This is a genomic window from Streptomyces sp. NPDC028305 (assembly GCF_055569495.1).
Genome location: NZ_JBVHTN010000006.1, coordinates 641,743 through 662,964, shown reverse-complemented (window position 1 = coordinate 662,964; position 21,222 = coordinate 641,743). Strand labels below are relative to the sequence as shown.

The 21,222-nt window shown below is 73.2% G+C and carries 13 protein-coding genes; 7 read left to right on the top strand and 6 right to left on the bottom strand.

Features of this window, described 5'->3' with window-relative positions:
* Window positions 1-45: 45 nt before the first annotated feature.
* Both ACZ4WQ_RS28440 and ACZ4WQ_RS28435 read left to right on the top strand, forming a co-directional pair.
* Entirely contained in the window at window positions 46-1,242 is a 1,197-nt protein-coding gene (locus ACZ4WQ_RS28440) for a sensor histidine kinase (protein WP_468022523.1), read from the top strand.
* Complete coding sequence (locus ACZ4WQ_RS28435; protein WP_311726990.1) at window positions 1,230-1,874, top strand: response regulator transcription factor; 645 nt, start codon at window positions 1,230-1,232, stop codon at window positions 1,872-1,874. The genes ACZ4WQ_RS28440 and ACZ4WQ_RS28435 overlap by 13 nt, the downstream gene beginning before the upstream one ends.
* Before the next feature lie 38 nt (window positions 1,875-1,912).
* Here the strand turns inward: ACZ4WQ_RS28435 and ACZ4WQ_RS28430 are convergent, their stop codons facing one another.
* The 4 genes from ACZ4WQ_RS28430 to ACZ4WQ_RS28415 form a co-directional block, all read right to left on the bottom strand.
* Complete coding sequence (locus tag ACZ4WQ_RS28430) at window positions 1,913-4,489, bottom strand: FtsX-like permease family protein (RefSeq protein WP_468022522.1); 2,577 nt, start codon at window positions 4,487-4,489, stop codon at window positions 1,913-1,915.
* Window positions 4,486-5,280, bottom strand: coding sequence for an ABC transporter ATP-binding protein (locus ACZ4WQ_RS28425; protein ID WP_398375991.1), 795 nt, complete (start codon window positions 5,278-5,280; stop codon window positions 4,486-4,488). The genes ACZ4WQ_RS28430 and ACZ4WQ_RS28425 overlap by 4 nt, the downstream gene beginning before the upstream one ends.
* 136 nt (window positions 5,281-5,416) lie before the next feature.
* The gene (locus ACZ4WQ_RS28420; RefSeq protein WP_468022521.1) at window positions 5,417-5,770 is read right to left on the bottom strand and encodes a hypothetical protein; all 354 of its coding nucleotides are present in this window, start codon (window positions 5,768-5,770) and stop codon (window positions 5,417-5,419) included.
* Window positions 5,767-10,116 carry a DUF6531 domain-containing protein gene (locus ACZ4WQ_RS28415; protein WP_468022520.1) on the bottom strand — a complete coding sequence of 1,450 codons (4,350 nt, stop codon included), beginning with the start codon at window positions 10,114-10,116 and terminating at the stop codon, window positions 5,767-5,769. Before ACZ4WQ_RS28415 ends, ACZ4WQ_RS28420 begins: the two co-directional genes overlap by 4 nt.
* A gap of 262 nt (window positions 10,117-10,378) precedes the next feature.
* Between ACZ4WQ_RS28415 and ACZ4WQ_RS28410 the strand changes: the two genes are divergently transcribed.
* Window positions 10,379-11,272, top strand: a complete 894-nt coding sequence (locus ACZ4WQ_RS28410) for a D-alanyl-D-alanine carboxypeptidase family protein (protein ID WP_398375998.1) — start codon at window positions 10,379-10,381, stop codon at window positions 11,270-11,272.
* A gap of 81 nt (window positions 11,273-11,353) precedes the next feature.
* On the opposite strand, the gene ACZ4WQ_RS28405 is transcribed toward ACZ4WQ_RS28410, so the two are convergent.
* Entirely contained in the window at window positions 11,354-12,757 is a 1,404-nt protein-coding gene (locus tag ACZ4WQ_RS28405) for a serine hydrolase domain-containing protein (RefSeq protein WP_468022519.1), read from the bottom strand.
* A 174-nt stretch (window positions 12,758-12,931) separates the two neighbouring features.
* On the opposite strand from ACZ4WQ_RS28405, the gene ACZ4WQ_RS28400 reads away from it, so the two are divergent.
* Both ACZ4WQ_RS28400 and gdhA read left to right on the top strand, forming a co-directional pair.
* A complete protein-coding gene (locus ACZ4WQ_RS28400; protein ID WP_468022518.1) occupies window positions 12,932-13,663 on the top strand; it encodes a TetR/AcrR family transcriptional regulator in 732 nt (243 codons plus the stop codon).
* A gap of 89 nt (window positions 13,664-13,752) precedes the next feature.
* Entirely contained in the window at window positions 13,753-15,096 is a 1,344-nt protein-coding gene (gdhA, locus tag ACZ4WQ_RS28395) for an NADP-specific glutamate dehydrogenase (RefSeq protein WP_311726188.1), read from the top strand.
* Window positions 15,097-15,112: 16 nt separating this feature from the next.
* On the opposite strand, the gene ACZ4WQ_RS28390 is transcribed toward gdhA, so the two are convergent.
* Complete coding sequence (locus ACZ4WQ_RS28390) at window positions 15,113-18,769, bottom strand: nSTAND1 domain-containing NTPase (RefSeq protein WP_468022517.1); 3,657 nt, start codon at window positions 18,767-18,769, stop codon at window positions 15,113-15,115.
* A 238-nt stretch (window positions 18,770-19,007) separates the two neighbouring features.
* Here ACZ4WQ_RS28390 and ACZ4WQ_RS28385 point away from each other — a divergent pair, with 238 nt between their 5' ends.
* Together ACZ4WQ_RS28385 and ACZ4WQ_RS28380 are read left to right on the top strand one after the other, a co-directional pair.
* Window positions 19,008-19,811 (top strand): hypothetical protein, encoded by an 804-nt coding sequence (locus ACZ4WQ_RS28385; RefSeq protein ID WP_398896723.1) that lies wholly within the window; start codon window positions 19,008-19,010, stop codon window positions 19,809-19,811.
* A 69-nt stretch (window positions 19,812-19,880) separates the two neighbouring features.
* The gene (locus ACZ4WQ_RS28380; protein ID WP_468022516.1) at window positions 19,881-21,215 is read left to right on the top strand and encodes an outer membrane protein assembly factor BamB family protein; all 1,335 of its coding nucleotides are present in this window, start codon (window positions 19,881-19,883) and stop codon (window positions 21,213-21,215) included.
* The last annotated feature ends 7 nt before the right edge of the window (window positions 21,216-21,222 follow it).

Below are 21,222 nucleotides of genomic sequence, written 5' to 3'. Positions count from 1 at the left end.
GCCCGATCGCCCGCGCCCCCGCGACCGTTCACCTAGCCTGAGGCCATGCGCGAGACGGTGCACCAGGCGGGGCGGGCCACGGCCCAGTTGATGCGGGCGGCGGGGCTGGCCCTGGTCTCGTATCTCTACGTCGCGTTGCTGCTGTTCACCGCCGTCGCGACGGCCATCGTGGTCGGCGCGGGGGTGCTGCCGGAGACGGTGCTGCTGCTGCGCAGGATGGCCGCGTTCAAGCGGCGGCAGGTCGGGACCTGGTCGGGGAAGCCGGTCCCCGAGGCGTATGCGCCGCTCACCGGCGAGCTGACCGAGCGGGTGCGCGCGGCGGTCCGGGACCCGTCCACCTACCGGGATCTGCGCTGGCTCTTCGCGCACTTCGGCTACGGCCTCATCGTGGCGTACGTCTCGCTGATCGTCTGGTCCGTGGGGCTGTTCGTCGACGGGGTGTGGTGCGGGCTGCTGAAGCGCCCGGCCGTGGTGCTGCCGCTGATCTCGCGCCTCGCCGACCTGGACGCCGCCTGGTCGAGCGCGCTGCTGACGCCGTCGCCCGAGGCCCAGCGCAGCGCCCGGCTCGCCGAGCGCGTCGAGGAGCTGACCGCCACCCGGGCGGGCGCCGTGGCCGCGCACGGCGCGGAGCTGCGGCGTATCGAGCGCGATCTGCACGACGGCGCCCAGGCGCGGCTGGTGTCGCTGTCGATGCGGGTCGGACTGGCCAAGCGGGCGTACGACAAGGACCCCGACGCGGCGCGCCGGCTCCTCGACGACGCGCAGAACCAGGCCGAGGAGGCGCTGACCGAGCTGCGCCATGTCGTCCGCGGCATCCACCCGCCGATCCTCACCGACCGCGGTCTCGTCGGCGCGGTGCGCGCGCTCGCGGCCAGCAGCGGGCTCGACGTGGCCGTGGACGCGGACGGGATCGAGGGCGAGGACGTGCCGCGCGCCCCCGCCGCGGTCGAGGCCGCCGCGTACTTCGTGATCGCGGAGGCGCTGACCAACGCCGCGAAGCACAGCGGGTCGCGGCGCGCCTGGGTGGAGCTGATCCGTACCCCCGGGCGGCTGCGGATCGTGGTGCGCGACGAGGGCCGGGGCGGCGCCGAGACCCCGGCCGCGACCCCCGGCGGGGGAATGGGCGGCAGCGGATTGCTCGGGATGCGCCGCCGGGTGGCGGCGCTTGACGGGACCATGGAAGTGTCCAGCCCCGTCGGGGGGCCGACCGTGATCGAAGTGGAGCTGCCGTGCGCGTGGTGATCGCCGAGGACAACGCCTTGCTGAGGGAGGGCCTGGTCCTGCTGCTGAGCTCCGCCGGACACGAGGTGGTGGCCGTCGCGGGCAGCGGGCCCGAGGTGCTGCCCGCCCTCCTCGAACACCGCCCGGACGTGGCCGTCCTCGATGTCCGTATGCCCCCCGGCTTCCGCGACGAGGGCCTGCGCGCGGCGCTCGCGGCGCGCAAGGAGATCCCCGACCTGCCGGTGCTGGTGCTGTCGCAGTACGTCGAGGAGACCTACGCCGCGGAGCTGCTGGGCGGCGGCGCGAGCGGGGTCGGCTATCTGCTGAAGGACCGGGTCGGCCGGGTCGACGAGTTCCTGGACGCCCTGGAGCGGGTCGCGTCGGGCGGCACGGCGCTGGACCCGGAGGTGGTCACCGAGCTGCTGACCCGCCGCCGCGACGACCCCCTGGACACCCTGACCCCGCGCGAGCGCGAGGTGCTGCACCTGATGGCGGAGGGCCGCGACAACGCCACCATCGCGAAGACGCTGGTGGTCTCCGACCGCGCGGTCAGCAAGCACATCGGCAACGTCTTCGCGAAGCTGAGCCTGCCGCCGAGCGACAGCGGGCACCGCCGGGTGCTGGCGGTACTGGCCTATCTGAACAAGGGCTAGGCCGAACGCCCCGCCGCCGTCCTCCGCCCGGCCTCCCCTCAGCCCTCGGACGGGCTCGCCCCGGGGTAGCGGCCGCGCAGCGCGGCCCAGGACGGGGGGAGGGTGCCCGCGGCCGTGGTCACGGCGACGACACCGACGATCACGAGTGCCTGGGCCGGGGGCAGATAGGGGACCGTGCGGGCCATCGCCACGCTGAAGGCGAGGAGTGGCACCGAGGCCACGGCCGCGCCCACGGCCAGGCCCGTCAGGGCCGTGGCGCCCGCTTCGAGCCGCAGCATCCGGCGCAGTTGGCGGCGGCCGGCTCCGGCGAGGCGCAGCAGGCGCAGTTCGGGGCGGCGGCCGATGGTGATGAGCGAGAGGGTGCTGAGGACGGCGATCGCCGTGAAGGCGCCGATCGCGGAGACCGCGGCCACGGTGACCACTTCGCCGAGCGCCTGGTCCGCCGCCTCGACCTGGATCGGCGCGGGGTCCCGCTCCATCCGGGTGCCGGGGACCGCCGCGGCCAGGGACTTCGCGAGCGCCGCGCGGTCGGCGCCGGGCGCGGCCGCGACGAGGACCCGGCCCTCGCGGGGCGTGGAGGTGTGGGCCAGCAACTCGTCCCGGGAGAGGAGGAAGTCGCCGAGGGCGAGGGACCGTTCGTAGACCGCGACGACCCGCAGCTTCGCCTCCGTGCCGTCCCCGAAGCGGAGGGTGACCGTGGAGCCGGGCCGGGCGTCGAGGGAGCGGGCCCGGTCGGCGCCGACGGCGACGGTGCCGGGGCGCAGCGACCGCCAGGTGCCGTCGCGCAGGCCCGGGTCGAGGGTCCGGGGGAGCCGCTCGGGGGTGACGCCGAGCACCGGGAGCCGCTCGAGCCGGGGGTCGCCGGCCTCGCGGTGGGCCAGCACCACCGTGCCGGGTACGACGTCGGTCGCCGCCCGCACCCCGGGCACCTGGCGGATCCGCTGTACGGCGCCGTCCGGCAGCCCGCCGTCCGCGCGTACCGCGAGGTCGGCCCGCATGGCGTCGCGGGCCTGGCCCTGGCCGGCGTGGGTGAGTGTCGCACCGCCGGAGAGCTGTACCGCGGCGAAGGCGGTGACCAGGATGATCGGGGTGAGGGCGGCGCCGAGGCGGGTGGCGGAGGCCGCGCAGTTGGCGGCGGCGAGGTGACCGCCGGGCCCGCCGAAGCGGCGCAGCGGGGCGCCGAGGATGCGCATCGCGCCCCGGGCGATCCACGGTCCGAGCAGCGCGCAGCCGATGACCATGACCACCGCGGCCGACCCGGCCGCCATGGCCGCGGTCTGGCCGGACTGAAGGACGGCCGTACCCGCCGAGCTCACCCCCAGGAACAGCAGCACCAGCCCGGTGACCCGGCGCGGCGTGCCGGGGGCCGCCTCGCGCAGCGCCTCCGCGGGGCGGAGCCTGGCGGCCCGGGCGCAGGCGATCCAGGCCGCGACGCGCGCGATCAGGATGGTCAGCCCCGCGGTGACCAGGGGCGCGGGCCACAGCCACAGCGGGAGGGGGAGTTCGAGACCGTCGGGCAGCGCGCCGCGCGCGTCCAGCAGCAGGCGCAGCGCCTCGTACGCGGGGAGCGCCGCCAGGGCGCCCAGCAGCGCCGCGCGGACCGCGACCCGCCCCACTTCCCGCCCGACCGCGCCGCGCAGCTGCCGCGGCGTGGCGCCGACCGCGCGCAGCAGGCCCAGCTCGTGGGAGCGCTGCCGCAGCGCCTGTACGACCGTGGAGGACACGACGAGCAGCGCGACGAGGACGACGATGACGGTCACGGACGCGAGCATCTCCAGCATGCCCTGGCGGGCCGGGGCGACGTCCAGGAACTCGGGGTTGCCGCGCCCGTTCCCCGCCAGGACCCGGACCTTGACCGAGTCGCCGTCCGCGCGCCGCCCCACGCTGTGGATCTCCGCCGCGTCCAGCGCGTGCCGCACCCGGCCGTACAACGCGTCGGTGCCCACGCCCGGTTCGGCGATCACCCCGATGGCGTCCAGGGTGTCCGGGTGGCCGGCCAGGCGCCGGGCCTCGGCCGCCTCGAAGTAGACCGCGGCGCCGGGGCCGTCGGCCAGGCCCACGACGGTGTACGCCGCGTCGGCGCCGGCCACGCGCAGCGTGACCCGCTCGCCGAGGCGGGCCCCGCCGCCCGTCACGACCTCGCCGGCGCGGCGCGGGGCGCGCCCGTCCCGCAGCTCGTACGGCGCGAGGCGGGCCGCGTCCCAGGGGCGGCCGGTGAGGGCCTGCCCCGCGCGCCCGGCCTGGAACACGTCGTCGGCGACGACCGCCCGTACGCCGGGCACCTTCCGCACCACACCCAGCGCGCCCTCCGGCACCCGCACCCGCTCGGTGAGCCCGGCCCGCACGGTCTGGGGGTCGCTGCCCCACGGCTTGGTGGTGAAGCGGGTCTCCTGGTCGCCCGTGACGACGAGGTCGGCCGCCGCGTACCGCTCCACGCGGGCGTGGCCGAGCCCGGCCGAGGCGAGGGCGAGCCCGAAGGAGCCGAGCAGCAGGGAGGTGAGGGCCAGCGCGGCGAAGACGGCGGCCCACGCCTTGCGGTGCGTACGGGCGGCGCGGGAGGCCAGCAGCTTGGTCACCCGCGCCCCTCCCGGAGCGGCCCCGGCTGACACGCTCATGCTCCCAGCCCTTCATATGCCGCGTCCCGTCCGAGGTCTCGCATCATGCGGCTCACCTCGTCGGCGCCCGGCCGCTCCAGCCGCTCCACGACCCGCCCCCGCGCCAGGAAGAGGGCCTCGTCCGCCCAGGCGGCCGCGGCCGGGTCGTGGGTGACCATCACCACGGTGTGGCCGTCGCGGTCGACGGCCTGCCGCAGCAGCGCGAGCACGCCCTGCGCGGTGGCCGGGTCGAGCGCGCCGGTGGGCTCGTCGGCGAAGACGATGTCGGGCTCGGTGACCAGCGCGCGGGCGATCGCCACGCGCTGGCGCTGCCCGCCGGACAGCTCCGTCGGCCGGTCCTCGCCCCGCTCCCCGAGCCCCACCGCCGCCAGCGCCCGCACGGCCCGCCCGTCGGGCTGCTCGCCACCGAGCAGCAGCGGCAGGGCGACGTTCTCCGCGACGCTGAGCGACGGCACGAGGTTGTGGGCCTGGAACACGAACCCGATCCGCTCCCGCCGCAGCCGCGTCAGCGCGGTCTCCTTGAGCGAGGCCAGCTCGGTGCCCCCGATGCGCACCGTGCCCGCCGTCGGCCGGTCGAGCCCGGCGGCGCACTGGAGCAGGGTCGACTTCCCGGATCCGGACGGCCCCATCACGGCGAGAAACCGGCCGCGGGGCACCGTGAGATCGACGGGGTGCAGCGCGACCACGCCCCGCCGGTACTCCCTGCTCACCCCCCGCAGCGTGAGCGCGTCGGCCACCGGCCCCGCCCCCGCCGCGTCCAACGTCCCCGAACCGCCCCGCTGCCTGCGCATTCGTACGTCCTCCCCCTTGCTCGGATGCCTCGTCTCGTCCACTCACGAGGCTAGGAACGGGCGGGGGCGCGGGGCAGAGAGCACGGTCCCGTTCCGGGGGTGTAGCGGGCTACACCACGTGCGGTATCACCAGGACTCAGGGGCGCCCGCTGCTCGGCTCGTTGCCCCCGGCGTCGCGTACCGCGCGCAGGGCGCTTTCGATCGCGTTCCGAAGGTGGGATCGCGCGTCTCCCGCGTCGGCCTTGCTCAGCAAGGCCGACAGGAAGTCCGGGTCCGGGTATCCGCCTTCCCCGGGGTCCTTCGTGGCCCACAGCTGCGACCAAATGGCGATCATCATCTCGTTGCAGGCCTGAGCCTCCCGCAATTCACGTTCGCCGTCTCCGGTGAGGACAACGCGCGCGGAGATCCCCAGCCGATGCCCCAGGGCCACCAGGAACATTTCCCTGGACCCCGAATTCAGCGTCGCCAGAACCTGATCCCGAACACTCATTGATCCATATCCCAGAAATCTTGATCCGACATCGGCTGCTTTCCACCATAGGACTCGCGCGGCAGCGAATCGACGTCGTATCCACGCGACCGCAGAACCGAGACCCTCGTGTTTCCATTCATGATCGTCCCATCCGGCTTGACGATCAGCGGTTCATGCGCGCCGGGCCTCAGGGACCAGACGATGTCCTCGGTGTCCTGCTTGCGCCAGAACTCCAGGGAGCTCTTGTCGAGCGAGCTGTCCGGATGCAGCGAGGTCAACGGGGGTGGTTTCTCTCCGCACCCTTCCAGGCCGAGCGGGTCCTGCCAGGTGTGGGGGTTGCGCACATAGGCCTGGGGGCTCGGTGCGGGGGCCAGGCCGAGGGGGTCGGGGGTGAGGTAGCGGGCGGTCTCGGGGTCGTAGTAGCGGTGGAAGTTGTAGTGGAGGCCGGTTTCCGGGTCGGCGTACTGGCCGGGGAAGCGGAGGGGGCAGTCCGTCGCATCGGGTGGGGTGGGGAGGGGGGTGCCCCAGAGGGTGGTGCGGTGTTGCCAGGCCAGGTGGCCGTCGGGAGTGATGAGCTCGGTGGGGGTGCCGGTCGGGTCGGTGACCACGGCGTGGAAGCGGGTGGAGCCCGGCTCGCGGTCGGTCTGGGTCAGCGGGCGGTGGGTGCCCGGGGTGTAGTCCCAGGTGGTGGTCGCGCCGTCGTGGGTGGCCTGTTCGGCGAGGCGGGTGCCGTCCCAGGTGAAGGTGAGGGAGGTTCCGTCCGGGCCGGTTTTGGAGATGCGGCGGCCGAGCGGGTCGTAGGTGTACGTCCACTCCTCGCCGCCTGGGGTGGTGGCGTGGGTGAGGCGGTCCTCGGCGTTCCAGGTGTAGGTCCAGGTGCGGGTCCGGCCGTTGAGGAGTTTGCGGGTCTTGCGGGTCAGGCGGCCTGCCGCGTCGTGTTCGTAGGTGGTGCGGCCCGCCCGGCTGATGAGGGTGCCCCGGTAGGCGCGGTCTCCGGTGGTGGGGTGGTCGGGGGCGGTGGCGTGGGTCTGGTTGCCTGCCGCGTCGTAGGCGTACTTCTCGCTCCAGCCGTGCGCCTGGACGCCCGTCGCCCGCCCCATGCGGTCCAGCGTGAAATCGCGGGTGCCGGTGGTGAGTTCGCGGATCTCGGTGACGTAGCCGTCGGGTCGGTAGGTGTAGGTGCGGTGCTGGAGCAACAGGTCCCGAGACGCGGTGGACAGGCTCTGGGTCGCCAGACGGCGGGCGCCGTCCCAGCCCTGGGCCAGGGTGACATCCCCCGTGGCGCGCCGTGTCTCGCGGCCCGACGCGTCGTGGGTGAAGGCGAGGGTGTGGCCGGCCGTGGTGAGAGTGGCGGGCAGGCCCGTCGCCTCGTGGGTCCAGGAGGAGGTCAGGCCCGAAGGTGTCGTGCGGTGGGTCCGGTTGCCCGCCGCGTCGTAGGCGTACGTGGTCGTGAGGCCGTTCAGCGCCTCCGAAACGACGCGGCCCACCGGGTCGCGTTCCCAGGTCAGCTCCGCGTCCGCGTTCGCCGCGTGGCGGAGGGCGCCGCTGGGGTCGTACGCGTACCTGGTGACCTCGTCCGTGGTCTCGTCTCGCTGGGCGATCACACGGCCTGTCGCGTCGAGGGTGTAGCGCAGTGTTTCGCCCAGTGCGTTGGTCTGGGCGGTGAGGCGGCCTGCCGCGTCGCGTTCGTAGGTGCGCGTGGCGCCGTTGAAGTCGGTTTCGGCGACGAGGCGGCCGGCGCCGTCGTACTCGTAACGCCACTGCTCGCCCAGGGGGTTGGTGACCTGGGTGAGGCGGAGTTCGGTGTCGTGGGTGAAGGTGTAGGTGGCGCCGTCGGGGTCGGTGCGGGTGGCGGGAAGGTCGAAGTGGGTGTGGGTGTGGGTGGTGGCGTGCCCGGCTTTGTCGGTGTGGTGGGCGAGGTTGCCCTCGGTGTCCCACTGCCACACCTCGCGGGCGCCGTCCGGCCCCTCGCGCCAGGCGGGTTTGCCTTCGATGGTCCAGCCGTGGCGGGTGGTGTGGCCGAGGGGGTCGGTGACCGCGGTGATCCGGCCGTGCGGGCCCCGGCGGATGCGGGTGGTGTGGCCCAGAGGGTCGGTGACGGCGACCGGGAGGCCCGCCGCGTCGGTGGTGACCTGGGTGGTGTGGCCCAGCGGGTCGGTGACCGACGACAGGTGGCCGGAGCCGTCGTAGGCGTAGTGCGTGGTGGCGCCACTCGGGTCGGTCGTGGACGTGCGCGCACCCCGGTGGTCGTAAGTGTGGCGCCACACGGCGCCGCCCGGCTCACGGACCTCCACCGGAAGGCCCCAGTCGTCGTAGACGGCCTCCGTCACGGTGCCATCAGGCTGTTCGACGGCTGCGAGGCGGCTCTCGTCGTCGTAGCGGTAGCGGGTGGTGTGGCCCAGGGGGTCGGTGACGGCGATGGGGTGGCGGTTGTCCTCGTCCCACTCGGTGCGGGTGGTGTTCCCCAGCGGGTCGGTCTGGGCGAGGACTTTGTAGGCCTCGTTGCAGACGTAGGTGGTGGTGTTGCCCTGCGAGTCGGTGTAGCGGGTGGTACGGGCCTCGGTGTCGTAGTGGAGGCGGCCGGAGAGGATGCCGTCCGGGCCGATGCCGCGCAGCACCCGGCCCCGGTGGTCGTAGACGTAGCCGTACGTCGTGCCGTTGCGGTCGGTCCAGGACGTGACGCGGCGCCGGTCGTCGTACCGGTACCGCAGCGGCAGGCCCGTGGAGTTGACCACCTCGGCGAGATTTCCGGCTTTGTCGTAGCCGAAGGAGATCAGCGTGGTGCTGCGCTCGCGCTCGTCGCCGTGCAGCAGGCGCAGCGCGGTGATCCGCAGCAGCGTCGGGTCGGTGTCGACCGCGATCCGGTAGCCACCGGAGTGGACGATCTCGGTCGGCGCGCCCTGCTCGTCGTAGGCGATGTCGATGCGGTCGCCGCCGCCGGTGCGGTCCGTGATCGCGGTCAGGATCAGCTCGCGGCTGCCTGCCGGGAGGGGCGCGAAGTGGACGGTGCGGTTGTGCTCCGGGGCGGTGATGGTGAAGGTGCTGTCGGGCTTGCCGTCCCAGCGCAGCGGCCAGCGCGGCCCTGACGTGGGCAGCGTCGGGACGTCGGGCTGCGGGATCGGGTAGGTGAGGAGCATGCCGTCGTCGGTGACGTAGATGACACCGGCGTCGTCGATCTCCAGACGCTGGTCGAGCGTGCCCGCCCAGGTGCGGCCGAACCAGCCCCCACACGGGTGCCCTGAGACGTAATGCCGCTCCAGCACCAGGGGGAGTGCGCCGGGCAGGCTGACGTCGGTGGCGGACATCACCATCTCGCCGGTCGCCACATCGATCGGTTCACCGGTGGTGCACTTGTCCCCGCCGGGGGTGCAGTTCCGCTTGGGATCGCTGTCGGTGCGCCTGCGGGCGCTGCCGTCGCGGCGCAGCCCGCGCTCCCGGTTGAGGAGGCGTTGTGCGGCGTTCTTGGCGGTGGAGCCGGCGCGGCGGGCGGTGCCGGCTCCACCGGTGGCCAGGGCGAGGAGGAGTTCGGGGGTGAGCTGGCCGGCGGCGCGGGCGGGGTTGCGCTGCCACTCGTCCCAGTTCGTGACGGCCTTCGCGAACTCCTTGGGGTGTTCGGCGGCGTAGGCGATGCCGTCCTGGATACCCGCCAGGTGGAGGCCGAGGCCCTCGGGCCCGTCGTTGACGAGGTCGTCGAACCCCTCGTACCACCCGTACATGGTGTCGCCCGCGCCGCCGGCGAAGTCCCCGAGCCCCTTCTTGAACTTGTCCCAGCCCTTCGGCGCCGGGGGCTTGTCCGGGGCCTTCTCCGCCGCCTTCGCGAGTTTCTTCTTCGCCGCGTCGATGACCGGCTGAAGCTCGCCCTCCAGCTTGTCCAGCCGCCGGTAACACCCCTCCAGCGCGGCGATCCCCGGATCATCCTCCGGCGGGCGCTGGGGCAGCGGATCGTCCTTGCGGTTCTCGGCGTCGATGTAGTCGTTGACGTCCTTCCAGTACTTCTTGGACGCCGCCCGCGCCGCGTCCGCGTCCCGGATGATCGGCTCGACCCGCTTCTGCACCGAGCGCAGCTTGTCCGCGTACGAGTCCAGGGCGTTCGCGGCGGCGTGGAAGTAGGTCTGCGCGGACTCCAGCTCCCGGGGAAGCTTCTCCGTCGCCTTCTCGAACCCCTCCGACCCGGCCCCGGTCCAGTCCATCAACATCAGGACATCCAGCTGGCCCTGCCCGTCCTTGAACGCGCCCGCATAAGCCCGCAGCTTGACGACCAGGTCATCGACATCCGACGGATTGCCGTAGATCACCTCGGAGGGCTTCGCGCCCGGCGGTATCCGCTCGACGGCACCGCCCTCCGTCGAATCACCCCGGGTCACGCGATCGTCCCCCCTCGAGCCACCGTCACGCCCTCAGCCCGTGCTCACTGCGGCACGGAATCCTTGATCACGCCATCGTCGGAATGATGGCACAGGCGCCCCGCACCCCCCTGTCAGGCACCAGGACACGTGCGGTGCCCCCATCCGAACGAATGGGTTAATGTCACGGGGGGCACATCCATTGGCCCGTCTCATGCGTCTCCTCTTGAGCAAGCGGCACTCTCATCTTCGCCACCTCGCAGGGGCATTTGGAGTATCAATCTTGAAAACCGGCATCAAGGGTATTCGTCGCGTTTCCGCCGTGGCCGTCATCGCCGCGGGAGCCGTCCTCTCCGCCGGGGCGCTCGCCCCCGTGCAGGCCGCCACGGTCGCGACCCCCACGATCACCGCCAAGGGCGGCTTCGTGATGAACAACGGCACGGGGAAGTCCCTCTACACCAAGGCAGCGGACACCCGCCTCTCCACCGGCTCCACCACCAAGATCATGACGGCCCGGGTGGTACTCGCCCAGCCGAACCTCAACCTGGACGCGAAGGTCACGGTCCAGAAGGCGTACAGCGACTACATCGTCGACAACAACTGGGCCTCCTCGGCCCGGCTGATCGTCGGCGACAAGGTCACCGTCCGCCAGCTGCTGTACGGCCTGATGCTCCCGTCCGGCTGTGACGCGGCGTACGCGCTGGCCGACAAGTTCGGCACCGGGTCCACGCGGGCCGCGCGGGTGAAGTCGTTCATCGGCAAGATGAACACGACCGCCAAGAACCTGGGCCTGACCAACACGCACTTCGACTCGTTCGACGGCATAGGGCACGGCGCGAACTACTCCACGCCGCGCGACCTCACCAAGCTCGCCAGCAGCGCGATGAAGTACTCCACGTTCCGTACGGTCGTGAAGACGAAGACGACGAAGCAGAAGGTCACCACGAAGAGCGGTGGCTACCGCTACATGGAGTGGACCAACACCAACCCGCTCCTCGGCACCTACTCGGGCGCCATCGGCGTCAAGACCGGCTCGGGCCCGGAGGCCAAGTACTGCCTGGTCTTCGCCGCCACCCGCAACAGCAAGACGGTCATCGGCACCGTCCTCGCCTCCTCCTCGGTGGACAACCGCACGGCGGACGCGAAGAAGCTGCTGAACTACGGCTTCGCGAAGTAACCCCCCGCACACCGCTCGGGCCCGCCCGCGACCGACGACCGGTCGCGGGCGGGCCCTTGTCATGCCGTGGCCACGCGCGGCTCAGGCGATCTTGGGCGCCGCGCGCATGCCGATGTAGCAGCAGGCGGTGGAGTCGGGGAGGGTGGCGAACACCACGGGCATCCAGTCCTCGCTGAAGGAGGGGCCGGCGCCGGAGGCGGCGAAGACGGTGTCGGAGAGCGGGATCAGATCCGCCTCCAGCGGCGGGGAGAAGTCCTTCATGCCGTCGACGAACTCGTACACCAGGTGGGGCGTGCCGGCGCGCTCGGTGACGGTGATGACGACGCCCTCGCGCCGGTAGGTGCCCAGGTGCGGGGTGATGTCCACCGCGGGCGGATGGGCCGGCGGGGCGAAGGGCTCCGGCATCCGCACCCCGGCCAGCTCGCCGAGCAGCTCCCGGAAGAGATCGGCGTACAGCCGGCGCGCGCCGCCGCCGTTGGTCAGCAGGGCGATGGCCACGCCCGCCTCCGGCACCACGCGCAGATACGCGTACTGGCCGATCGAGGCGCCGTCGTGGCCGTAGCCCGGGGTGCCGAACCAGTCGTACAGCGTCCAGCCCAGGCCCCATCCGTCGGCGCTCACCGTCCACTTGTCGGGGACATCGACCTCGCGCCGCCCCATGGCCGCGACGGTCTCGGGGGCCAGCACGCGCGTACCGTCCGGTGCCGTACCGCCGTCGAGGTGCATCCGGGCCAGCCGGACCACATCGCCCGCGGTGGCGCAGACCCTGCCGTACGGGCCCGCCGAGCGCGGCATGAGGTCCCACGCGGGCGCCGGCTCCGGGTCCTGGCCTTCCTCGCCCAGGTGGCCCATCGCGGCCCGGAACCGCAGCACCTCCTCGGGGAGGGTCATGGTCTGCTCGAGCCCGAGCGGGGCGAGCAGCCGGTCCTTGAGCGCCGCGTCCCAGGTCTGGCCGGTCAGTACCTCGATGATGCGGCCCAGCACGTTGTACCCGACGCTGCTGTACGAGACCGCCGCCCCGGGCGGACAGTCCAGCGCCACCCCCTTGGCGGCCTCGACATAGCGGGCCAGGCAGTCGTCACCGCGCCCGGTGTCCTCGGTGAAGTCGCAGGTCAAACCGCTGGTGTGGCTGAGCAGTCGGCGGACGGTGACAGCGTCGGTGGCCTCGGGGTCGGCGGTGGCGAACTCCGGCAGCACGTCCACGACCGGTGCGTCCAGGTCGAGTTCGCCTGACTCGACCAGCCGCATCACCAGCGTGGCCGTGTAGACCTTGGCGATCGAGCCGAGCTGGAACACCGAGTCCGTGGTGGCCGCCACGCCGGTGCCCCGGTGCAGCACGCCGCTCGCCAGCTCGTGGATCTCCCCGTCGGCCAGCACCGCCAGGGTCGCGCCGGGCACATGGCAGGCGGTGCGCAGCTCGTCGAGACGGGACTGCCAGCGCGTGGTGTCGAAGGCGGTGGCTTCCTGGCCCTTGATGCTCGACATGGCGTCTCCCTCGGTGAAGGACGGCGTGCGTCCGAACGGTGTGCGCTACGCCGAACACTGTACGGAGACCGCACAGTGTTCGCAAGGCCGCACGCTGTACGCCCGAGCGGCTATCCTGAGCCGCGAGCCGCGAGCCGCGGAAGAAGCGGAAGAAGCGGAAGAAGAGGAGGCCATATGCCGAGCGACACGAAGCGACCGATCCCGTCGGTATGGACCCGTCCCCAGCGCCCCAGGCGCGAGCAGCCCGCGCTGAGCCGGGACCAGATCGTGTCCGCCGCCCTCGAACTGCTCGACACCGAGGGCATCGACGCCCTGAGCATGCGGAAGCTCGGCAGCCGGCTGAACGCCGGAGCCACCTCGCTCTACACCCATGTGGCCGACAAGGGCGAGCTGATCGAGCTGGTCGTGGACGCGGTCTACGGCGAGATCGAAATCCCGGAGGCCACGGACCCGGCCCACTGGCGGGAGGCCGCGACCCGCTGTGCCCAGGGCCTCAGGTCGGCGATCCTGGCCCACCCGTGGATGGCCTCCGTGCTCGGCGGGGCCTGGGTGACCCAGCTGGGGCCGAACCTGATGCGGCTCTCCGAGAACATGCTCGCCGTCTTCGAGCAGGCGGGCCTCCAGGCGGCCGAGACCGATCCCGCCGTCTCCGCGCTCACGGCGTACGTCATCGGCATGGCCACCAGCGAGGCCGCCTGGCTCACCACGCTCGCCCGCAGCGGCCAGAGCGAGCGGGAGTGGGTGGAGCAGCTGTGGCCGGCCGTCGAGGACGCGGCACAGGACCATCCCAAGCTGCGCGAGCAGTACGCCGGGCTCCGCGGCAAGGACCCGCGCGAGACCCGGGACGAGAAGTTCGACTACGGGCTTCAGCGGGTCCTCGACGGGCTGGCGGCCCGGCTCGGCTGAGCGGGCCGGATGACCGGATCCCCCGGCCCGCCATCGCGCTCGGCGCGGCGGACCGGTCCCGGCGGGGTCCGCTGCCACACTGAGCGGCCATGGACGTCACCGCTCGTATCGAGTCCGTGTACGCGCAGATCGTGCGCCGCAACCCCGGGGAAGCGGAGTTCCACCAGGCGGCGGGCGAGGTGCTGCACACCCTCGCGCCCGTGCTCCGCGCGCATCCGGACCATCTCGACGCCCGGATCGTGGAGCGGCTCTGCGAACCGGAGCGGCAGATCATCTTCCGGGTGCCCTGGGTGGACGACCAGGGGGACATCCATGTGAACCGGGGCTTCCGGGTGGAGTTCAACAGCGCGCTCGGGCCGTACAAGGGGGGCCTGCGCTTCCACCCCAGCGTCAACCTGGGGATCGTCAAGTTCCTCGGCTTCGAGCAGATCTTCAAGAACGCGCTGACCGGGCTGTCGATCGGCGGCGGCAAGGGCGGCGCGGACTTCGACCCCAAGGGCCGCTCCGACAGCGAGGTCATGCGCTTCTGCCAGTCCTTCATGACCGAGCTCCACCGGCACATCGGCGAGCACACCGACGTCCCGGCCGGGGACATCGGGGTGGGCGGGCGCGAGATCGGCTATCTGTTCGGCCAGTACAAGCGGCTGACCAACCGCTTCGAGGCCGGCGTGCTGACCGGCAAGGGCGTCGGCTGGGGCGGCTCGCACGCGCGCACCGAGGCCACGGGATACGGCACCGTCCACTTCGCCCAGGAGATGCTGCGCACCCGCGGCCGCCAGTTCGACGGCTGCGATGTGGTGGTCTCCGGCTCCGGCAATGTGGCCGTCTACGCCATCGAGAAGGTGCACGCCCTCGGCGGCCGCGTGGTGGCCTGCTCCGACTCCTCCGGATTCGTGGTCGACCGCGACGGGATCGACCTCGGCCTGCTCAAGGAAGTCAAGGAGGCCCGGCGGGCGCGGATCGCCGAGTACGCCCGGGCCCGGCAGGGGGCGGTGTTCTCCGACCGGGGCTCGGTGTTCGAGGTGGACTGCGACATCGCCCTCCCCTGCGCCACCCAGAACGAGCTGGACGAGCAGGACGCGGTGACGCTGGTGAAGAACGGCGTGCTGGCCGTGGCCGAGGGCGCGAACATGCCCTGCACCCCGGCCGCGGTCGAGATCCTGCGGGAGGCCGGGGTGCTCTTCGGCCCCGGCAAGGCCGCCAACGCGGGCGGAGTGGCCACCTCCGCGCTGGAGATGCGGCAGAACGCGGCCCGCGACCGGTGGACCTTCGAGCAGACCGAGGCCCGGCTGGCCACCGTCATGTCCGATGTCCACGCGCTGTGCCGGGCCACCGCGGAGGAGTACGGGGCCCCGGACGACTACGCGCTCGGCGCGAACGTCGCGGGGTATCTGCGGGTGGCGGAGGCCATGGCCGCGCACGGCGTGGTCTGAGTCCAACACCGGATTCTCACGCCGGGCACACCCGGCCGGACGGCTGGTCCGGCAGATAGGTGGCGCGTTCGCGCCGGGTGAGGTCCCGGTCGACGGTCCCGCAGATCTTGCCGATCGCCTCGGACGGCCGCCGGAGGTCTAGGTTCCACAGCCGTACGGCGTCGTCGCCGCCGCTGGCCAGGGTGCGGCCGTCCGGGCTGAACGCCACCCCCCACACGCCGTCGGTGTGCCCGCGCAGCGAGCCGCGGGGCTCGCCGCTCTCCGCGTCCCACAGCCGTACGGTCTCACCCCCGCTGACCAGGGTGCGCCCGTCGGGGCTGAACACCACCGAGAACACGCTCTCGGTGTGGCCGTCGAGCACCTTCCGGGTCCGCCCGCTCGCCACGTCCCACAGCCGCACCGAGCCGTCCATGCCGCCGCTGGCCAAGGTGCGGCCGTCGCGGCTGAACGCCGTGGACGTCACGCCCGCGGTGTGGCCCTTCAGGGTGCGCAGCGCGCGGCCGGTCTTCGCGTCCCACAGCCGCACCGTGCGGTCGACGCCGCTGGTGGCAAGCGTGCGGCCGTCCGGGCTGAACGCCACCGAAAACACGCCCTTGTCATGGCCGCGGAGCACCCGAAGGGCCCGGCCGCTCGACACGTCCCATAGCCGGGCGGTCTTGTCGTTGCTGCCGGTGGCCAGCGTGCGGCCGTCGGGACTGAACGCCACAGACCGTACGAAGTCGGTGTGGCCGTGCAGGCCGCGGCGGATCCAACCAGTGTCCGGGTTCCACAGGTGGATCACTCCGTCGAAGCGCCCGGTCGCCAGGGTGCGGCCGTCCGGGCTGAACGCGAGCGACGGCATGTCCTCACGCGACCCGAGGGTGAGGGAGCGCCGTTGTTCGCCGCTCGCCGCGTCCCACAGCTTCACGGTGTCGTCGCGGCCGTTGCCACTGGCGAGGGTGCGGCCGTCGGGGGCGAACGCCACCGACAGCACACCGCCGGGCTGTCTGGCCAGGATGTCCCTGGCGCGGCCGGTCGCCACGTCCCACAGCCGCAGCAGCCCCTCGTCCCCGCCGGTGGCCAGCGTGCGGCCGTCGGGGCTGAACGCCACCGACAACACCGGGCCGTCGTAGCCGAGGGAGAAGGCGTCCCGGGCCAGGCCCGCGTCGAGGTCCCACAGCCGCACATGAGAGCCGCCGCCCCCGGTCGCCAGCGCCCGGCCGTCCGGGCTGAACGCCAGCGAACGCGCCGGGCCAAGCTCGGGGAGGGTGTCCCGGAGTTCGCCGGTGCCCGCGTTCCACAGCCGGACGGAACGTTCGCCCCCGCCAGTGGCGAGCGTGCGGCCGTCTGGGCTGAAGGCCACCGCGAGCACACCTTCCGAGTCGCCGGTGAAGCTCGTGCGGAGGCGGCCGGTCCCGGTGTCCCACAGCCGTACCTTCCGGTCGATGGCGCCCGTGGCCAGCGTGCGGCCGTCCGGGCTGAACGCCACCGAGACGACCGTGTCGGCGTGGCCGGTGAGGGTCGCGCGAAGACGGCCGGTCCCGGTGTCCCACAGCCGCACCAGCCCGTCGGAGCGGCCCGTGGCCAGCGTGCGGCCATCCGGGCTGAACGCCATCGTCATCATCATCCCCGCGCGGGGGGTGAGGGTGCGTCGCACCCGCCCGGTGCCCGCGTGGCTCAGCCGCACCTCACGGGCGTCGGCGACGGCGAGCGTACGGCCGTCCGGGCTGAACGCCACCGACGTCACCTGGCCGACGTGGCCGGTGAGGGTGTCCCGGACCCGTCCGGTCGCGGCGTCCCGCAGCAGCACCGTGCCGTCCTCCCCGCCCGTGGCCAGCGTGCGGCCGTCCGGGGCGAACGCCACCGACAGCACCTCGCCCTTGTGCCCGGTGAGGCGCTTCTGGGCGGGGAGGGCGGCCGCGGCGTACAGGCTGTCGGTGGCCTCGGCGGTGGGGTGGGTCCGATAGGCCCGCACGGCCAGCAGCGAGGCCAGGTCGGGGTTTTGGTCGAGCAGCGCGGCGGACTGGGCGGCCAGTTGCCTGGACTGCGCCAGTTGCCGCGCGGCCTGGGCCTTGTGCTCCTCGCCGACGGCCGTGTTCCGCTGCCAGAAGGCGACCCCCGTGGCGACCAAGGCGAGGCACAGGGCCACGGAGACCGCCGCCAGAACCTGGCGCAGCCGCCGCCGCTCCTTGCGCAGCCCCGCGCGGCTCTCCGCGAGGAAGGCGTGCTCGGCCGGGGTGAGGTCCGCGGCCCGCTCGGGCGGGCCGAACGCCTCGTCCGCCTCCGCCAGCCGCACCCCCCGGTACAGCGCGCCGTGATCCCGGCCCAGCCGCTCCCAAGCGAGGGCGGCCTCGGTCAACTGGCGGTGGAGGCGCAGCCGGTGCCGGTCCTCGTCGATCCAGTCGCGCAGCCGGGGCCAGGCGGTGATCAGGGCCTCGTGCGCGAGATTGACGACCTCGTCGTCGAGGGTGATCAGCCGGGCGCGGGCCAGCCGCTCCAGCACCGCGGCCGCCTCGCCCGGCCCGTCGGCCTGGAGCTCGGCGCGGTCCGCCGGGCGCCGGGTGTCGGGCGCCCCCTCGCCCGGGGTGACCAGCCGCAGCAGGATCCGCCGGGCCGCGAGGGCCTGTTCGGGCGGCAGCCGGTCGTAGAGGTCCTCGGCGGTCTGGGCGACGGCGCCGTGGATGCCGCCGGTGGCCTCGTACGCGGCCATGGTCAGGGTGCGGGCGCGGCGGCGGCGCCAGGTCTCCAGCAGGACGTGCGACAGCAGCGGCAGCCCGCCGGGCTCGTCGGCGACCTCCTCGACGAGCCGCGCGGTCAGGGCGCGTTCGACGATCAGCCCCTCGGCGGCGGCCGGTTTGACGATGGCCTCGCGCAGCTCCGCCGGGGTCATCGGGGCCACCAGCAGCGTGGCGTCCCGCAGCGCGTCGGCGAGGGCACGGTGCCCGGCGCAGTGGCCGAAGAAGTCCGCGCGCACGGCGACCACGACGCGTAAGCGGCGCTCCGGCTCTCGGGCGGACAGCAGCAGCTCGATGAACTCCGCCCGCTCGGCCGGGTCATGGCAGAGCGTGAAGGTCTCCTCGAACTGGTCGACGACGACCACGGTGTCGCCCCGGCCCCGGGCCGCCGTCAGCGCCTGGGCGTGGGCGCGGGCGGGGTGCGGGCCGGGGGTGAGGATGCGGAGGGCGGCGGGGCGCTCGGCCGCCGGGCCCGCCTCCTGGAGGGCAGGGATGAACCCGGCGCGCAGCAGTGAGGACTTCCCGCTGCCCGAGGCGCCCACCACGGCCGCGAACCGTCGCTCCCGGACCAGCTCGACGAGGTCCTCGGTGAGCCGGTCGCGCCCGAAGAACCGCTCGCGGTCCTCCGGCTGGAAGCGCCGCAGCCCCGGGTAGGGCGGGACGGCGTCGTCGTCCTCCTCGGGCGGCCGGCACAGGAGTTGGTCCGTCACCTGCTGCCAGCGCCGCTCCCACGCCGCGCTGTCCCCGCCGCACGCGGTCACATACGCCAGGGCGACCGCCAGCGAGGGAAGCCGGTCGCCCGAGGCCGCCTGGGCCAGGGTCGCCGTCGAGTACTCGGTCCTGCGCGCCATCGCCCGATAGGTCAGCCCGCCCGCGCTCTGCCGCAAGGCCCGCAACTCAAAGGCGAATCGCTCCACCGGCCCGGCACTCGGGTCCAGCGGACTCTCCTTGCGCCCCACTCGCCACCCCTCCCCGTCATGGCCTGGCGTTTCCGCCCGGCGCACGCCTCCCACCCGTACCGGACGCCGCCGGGACGGCAGCCGTTCCCGCCCTCCATGAATTGTCCAGCGCCGCGAATGGGGCGTGCCAGACAACGTCCGGCCGCGAAAACTCGAGGTCAGACGGGGTCGCACCGGCCGGACAACGCGACCGGCCCGCGTACCTCGTCAGTCCATCGCGAACGAGGGGAACAAGCACATGCACACGAAGATGCGACTGGTGGGCGCCGCCATGGCGGGGGCGGTTCTGCTCCCGATCGGCGCGTCGTCGACGGCCTTCGGCCAGTCGGCGCCGGCGGGGGCGCCGGCCGCTCGGGGCTGTGTCGCCAAGTCGGCCGACGACGTCAAGGCGCAGACCCAGCAGGTCACCGCGCTCATCCAGAAGCTGGACGGCCAGGGGCTCTCGCAGGACCGGATCGACGCGAAGCTGGCCGCGGACCACTGCCTGGAGCGGGTGGACGGGGGCGGCTCGGAGTTCAGCACGCTCGGCAACCCGAGCGATGAGATCAAGATCGCAAAGCCGGTCATCTACAAGGCCGAGGGGAAGGACCGCTACATCGCCGCTGCCAGCTGGAAGTGGAAGAAGATCCCCTCCAACACCAAGGGGCTCGACGCGTTCGCCATCAGCTTCAGCAAGAAGGTCACCCCCCTGGCGCACTCGCTTGTCTATCGGGGCAACGGGCAGGTCTACGGCAAGAAGAAGATGACGCAGGCGTTCAAGTCCAGCGCCTACGGAGCGGGATTCCTCTTCAACGAGGGCCCGAATGTGGGCAAGATCGACATGCAGGGGTACCAGGGCGTCATGGGTATCTCCTTCAAGGCCAGCAAGCGCGGCTGCTGGAACCTCCAGGCGTTCTCCAAGTACGGCCACTCCTGGAAGTCCCAAAGCGCGACCGGCATCACCCTCGGACTCACGAGCATCGGCTTCAACTGGGCGAACACCGGCAACAAGTGGACCCAGGCCAGCCAGCCCAGCCGCGAAGTGCGAGTCTGCCGGTCATAGCGCGGGCGCAGTGAGCAGCGGCCGGCGTCCCCTGAGCGGGGCGCCGGCCGCCAGGGGAGGGAGCACACGATGTCCGTTCGACGCCTCTGGGACCGCTGGTTCGCGCCCCGGCCCCGGCTGCGGGTGCCGCTCGCCGTGGTGCTCGTCCTCGCGCTGGGGGCGGGCGGCTGGCAGGCGTACGCCCGGTTCACGGACGACGGCGGCCCGCGCGAGTGGACGAAGGGGCCGTACGGCAAGGCGCCCGTGGCGCTGGGGAAGACGGCCCCGGCCCGCCCCGGCGAGATGGTGCGGCGCCTGAACAGGACTCCCCTTGCCGTCGTCGGCGGGCTGGCGCTCTACAAGGACACCACCCGCGACGGCACCCGCCTGACCGCGCGGAATGTGCGCACGGACCGGATCCACTGGCAGTACGGGCGCGACAAGGAGCTCCCGTACGACCTGGTGATCGGCGACGAACTGGCCCTCCTGTGGTGGAACGGCGGGGGCCTGACCGCCGTCGATCTGCGTACCGGCGAGCCGCGGTGGCACGCCGAGGCACCGCGGACGTCCACCGACGGCCACCATGGCCTGGTCACGAACGCGCGCGTCATGGACGGGACCGTGCTCGTCGCGTCGGAGGAGGAGCTGTGGGCGCTCTCCGCGGCCGACGGGAAGCGCCGGTGGCGGGCCGCGCCGCCGAAGGGCTGCGAGCGGTGGTCTCCCACGGACGCACCATTCGCGCTGGGGGAGGTGTACGTCGTGGAGGCCGGCGGCTGCCCGGACGACCCCGCCCTGGACGACGATCCGCAGACCGCCCGGATGGCGCAGATCGGGCTGGACGCGGACACCGGCGCCGTACGGTGGCGGTTCGCGCACGACGCGCGGCTCGCCCCGTACCGGCCCGTGGACGACGCCACCCTGGTCGTCGCCCCGGCCGACCGCGACGGCGGCATGTCGGTGACCGATGTGTCCGGGCGGCGGCCCAGCACCCGTACCCTGCCGTTCCCGGACGGGGAGCGGGCGCGGGGGAACACGGCCCGGACCCTGGTGTCCCAGGTCTACGGCGACCCCGGCGCGCTGCGCGGCTACGCCCTGGACGACGGCCGGCGCCGGTGGACCCACCGGCCGCCGAAGGGCACCCGCCTCGGGGAGGCGGTGGTCGCCGACGGACGGGTGTATGTCGTGGAGCAGCCGCCCCAGGAGAAGGGCTGGCCGCCCCCGCCCGGCCCGTCGCGGCTGCTGGTCCTGGACGCCGAGCGCGGCGAACTCCTGCACTTCCTCGACCTGCCCGAGCTGGACGGGAGGCGAGGCGGCGGGGCGCAGGAACTGGTGCCGTCGCACGCCCGGAACGGCGTGGTCACGGTCTCCTGGGACAGGAGCAGCCGCTACGTCGATGTGCTGGTCCTCACCGACGCCCGGCCCTGAGAACCCT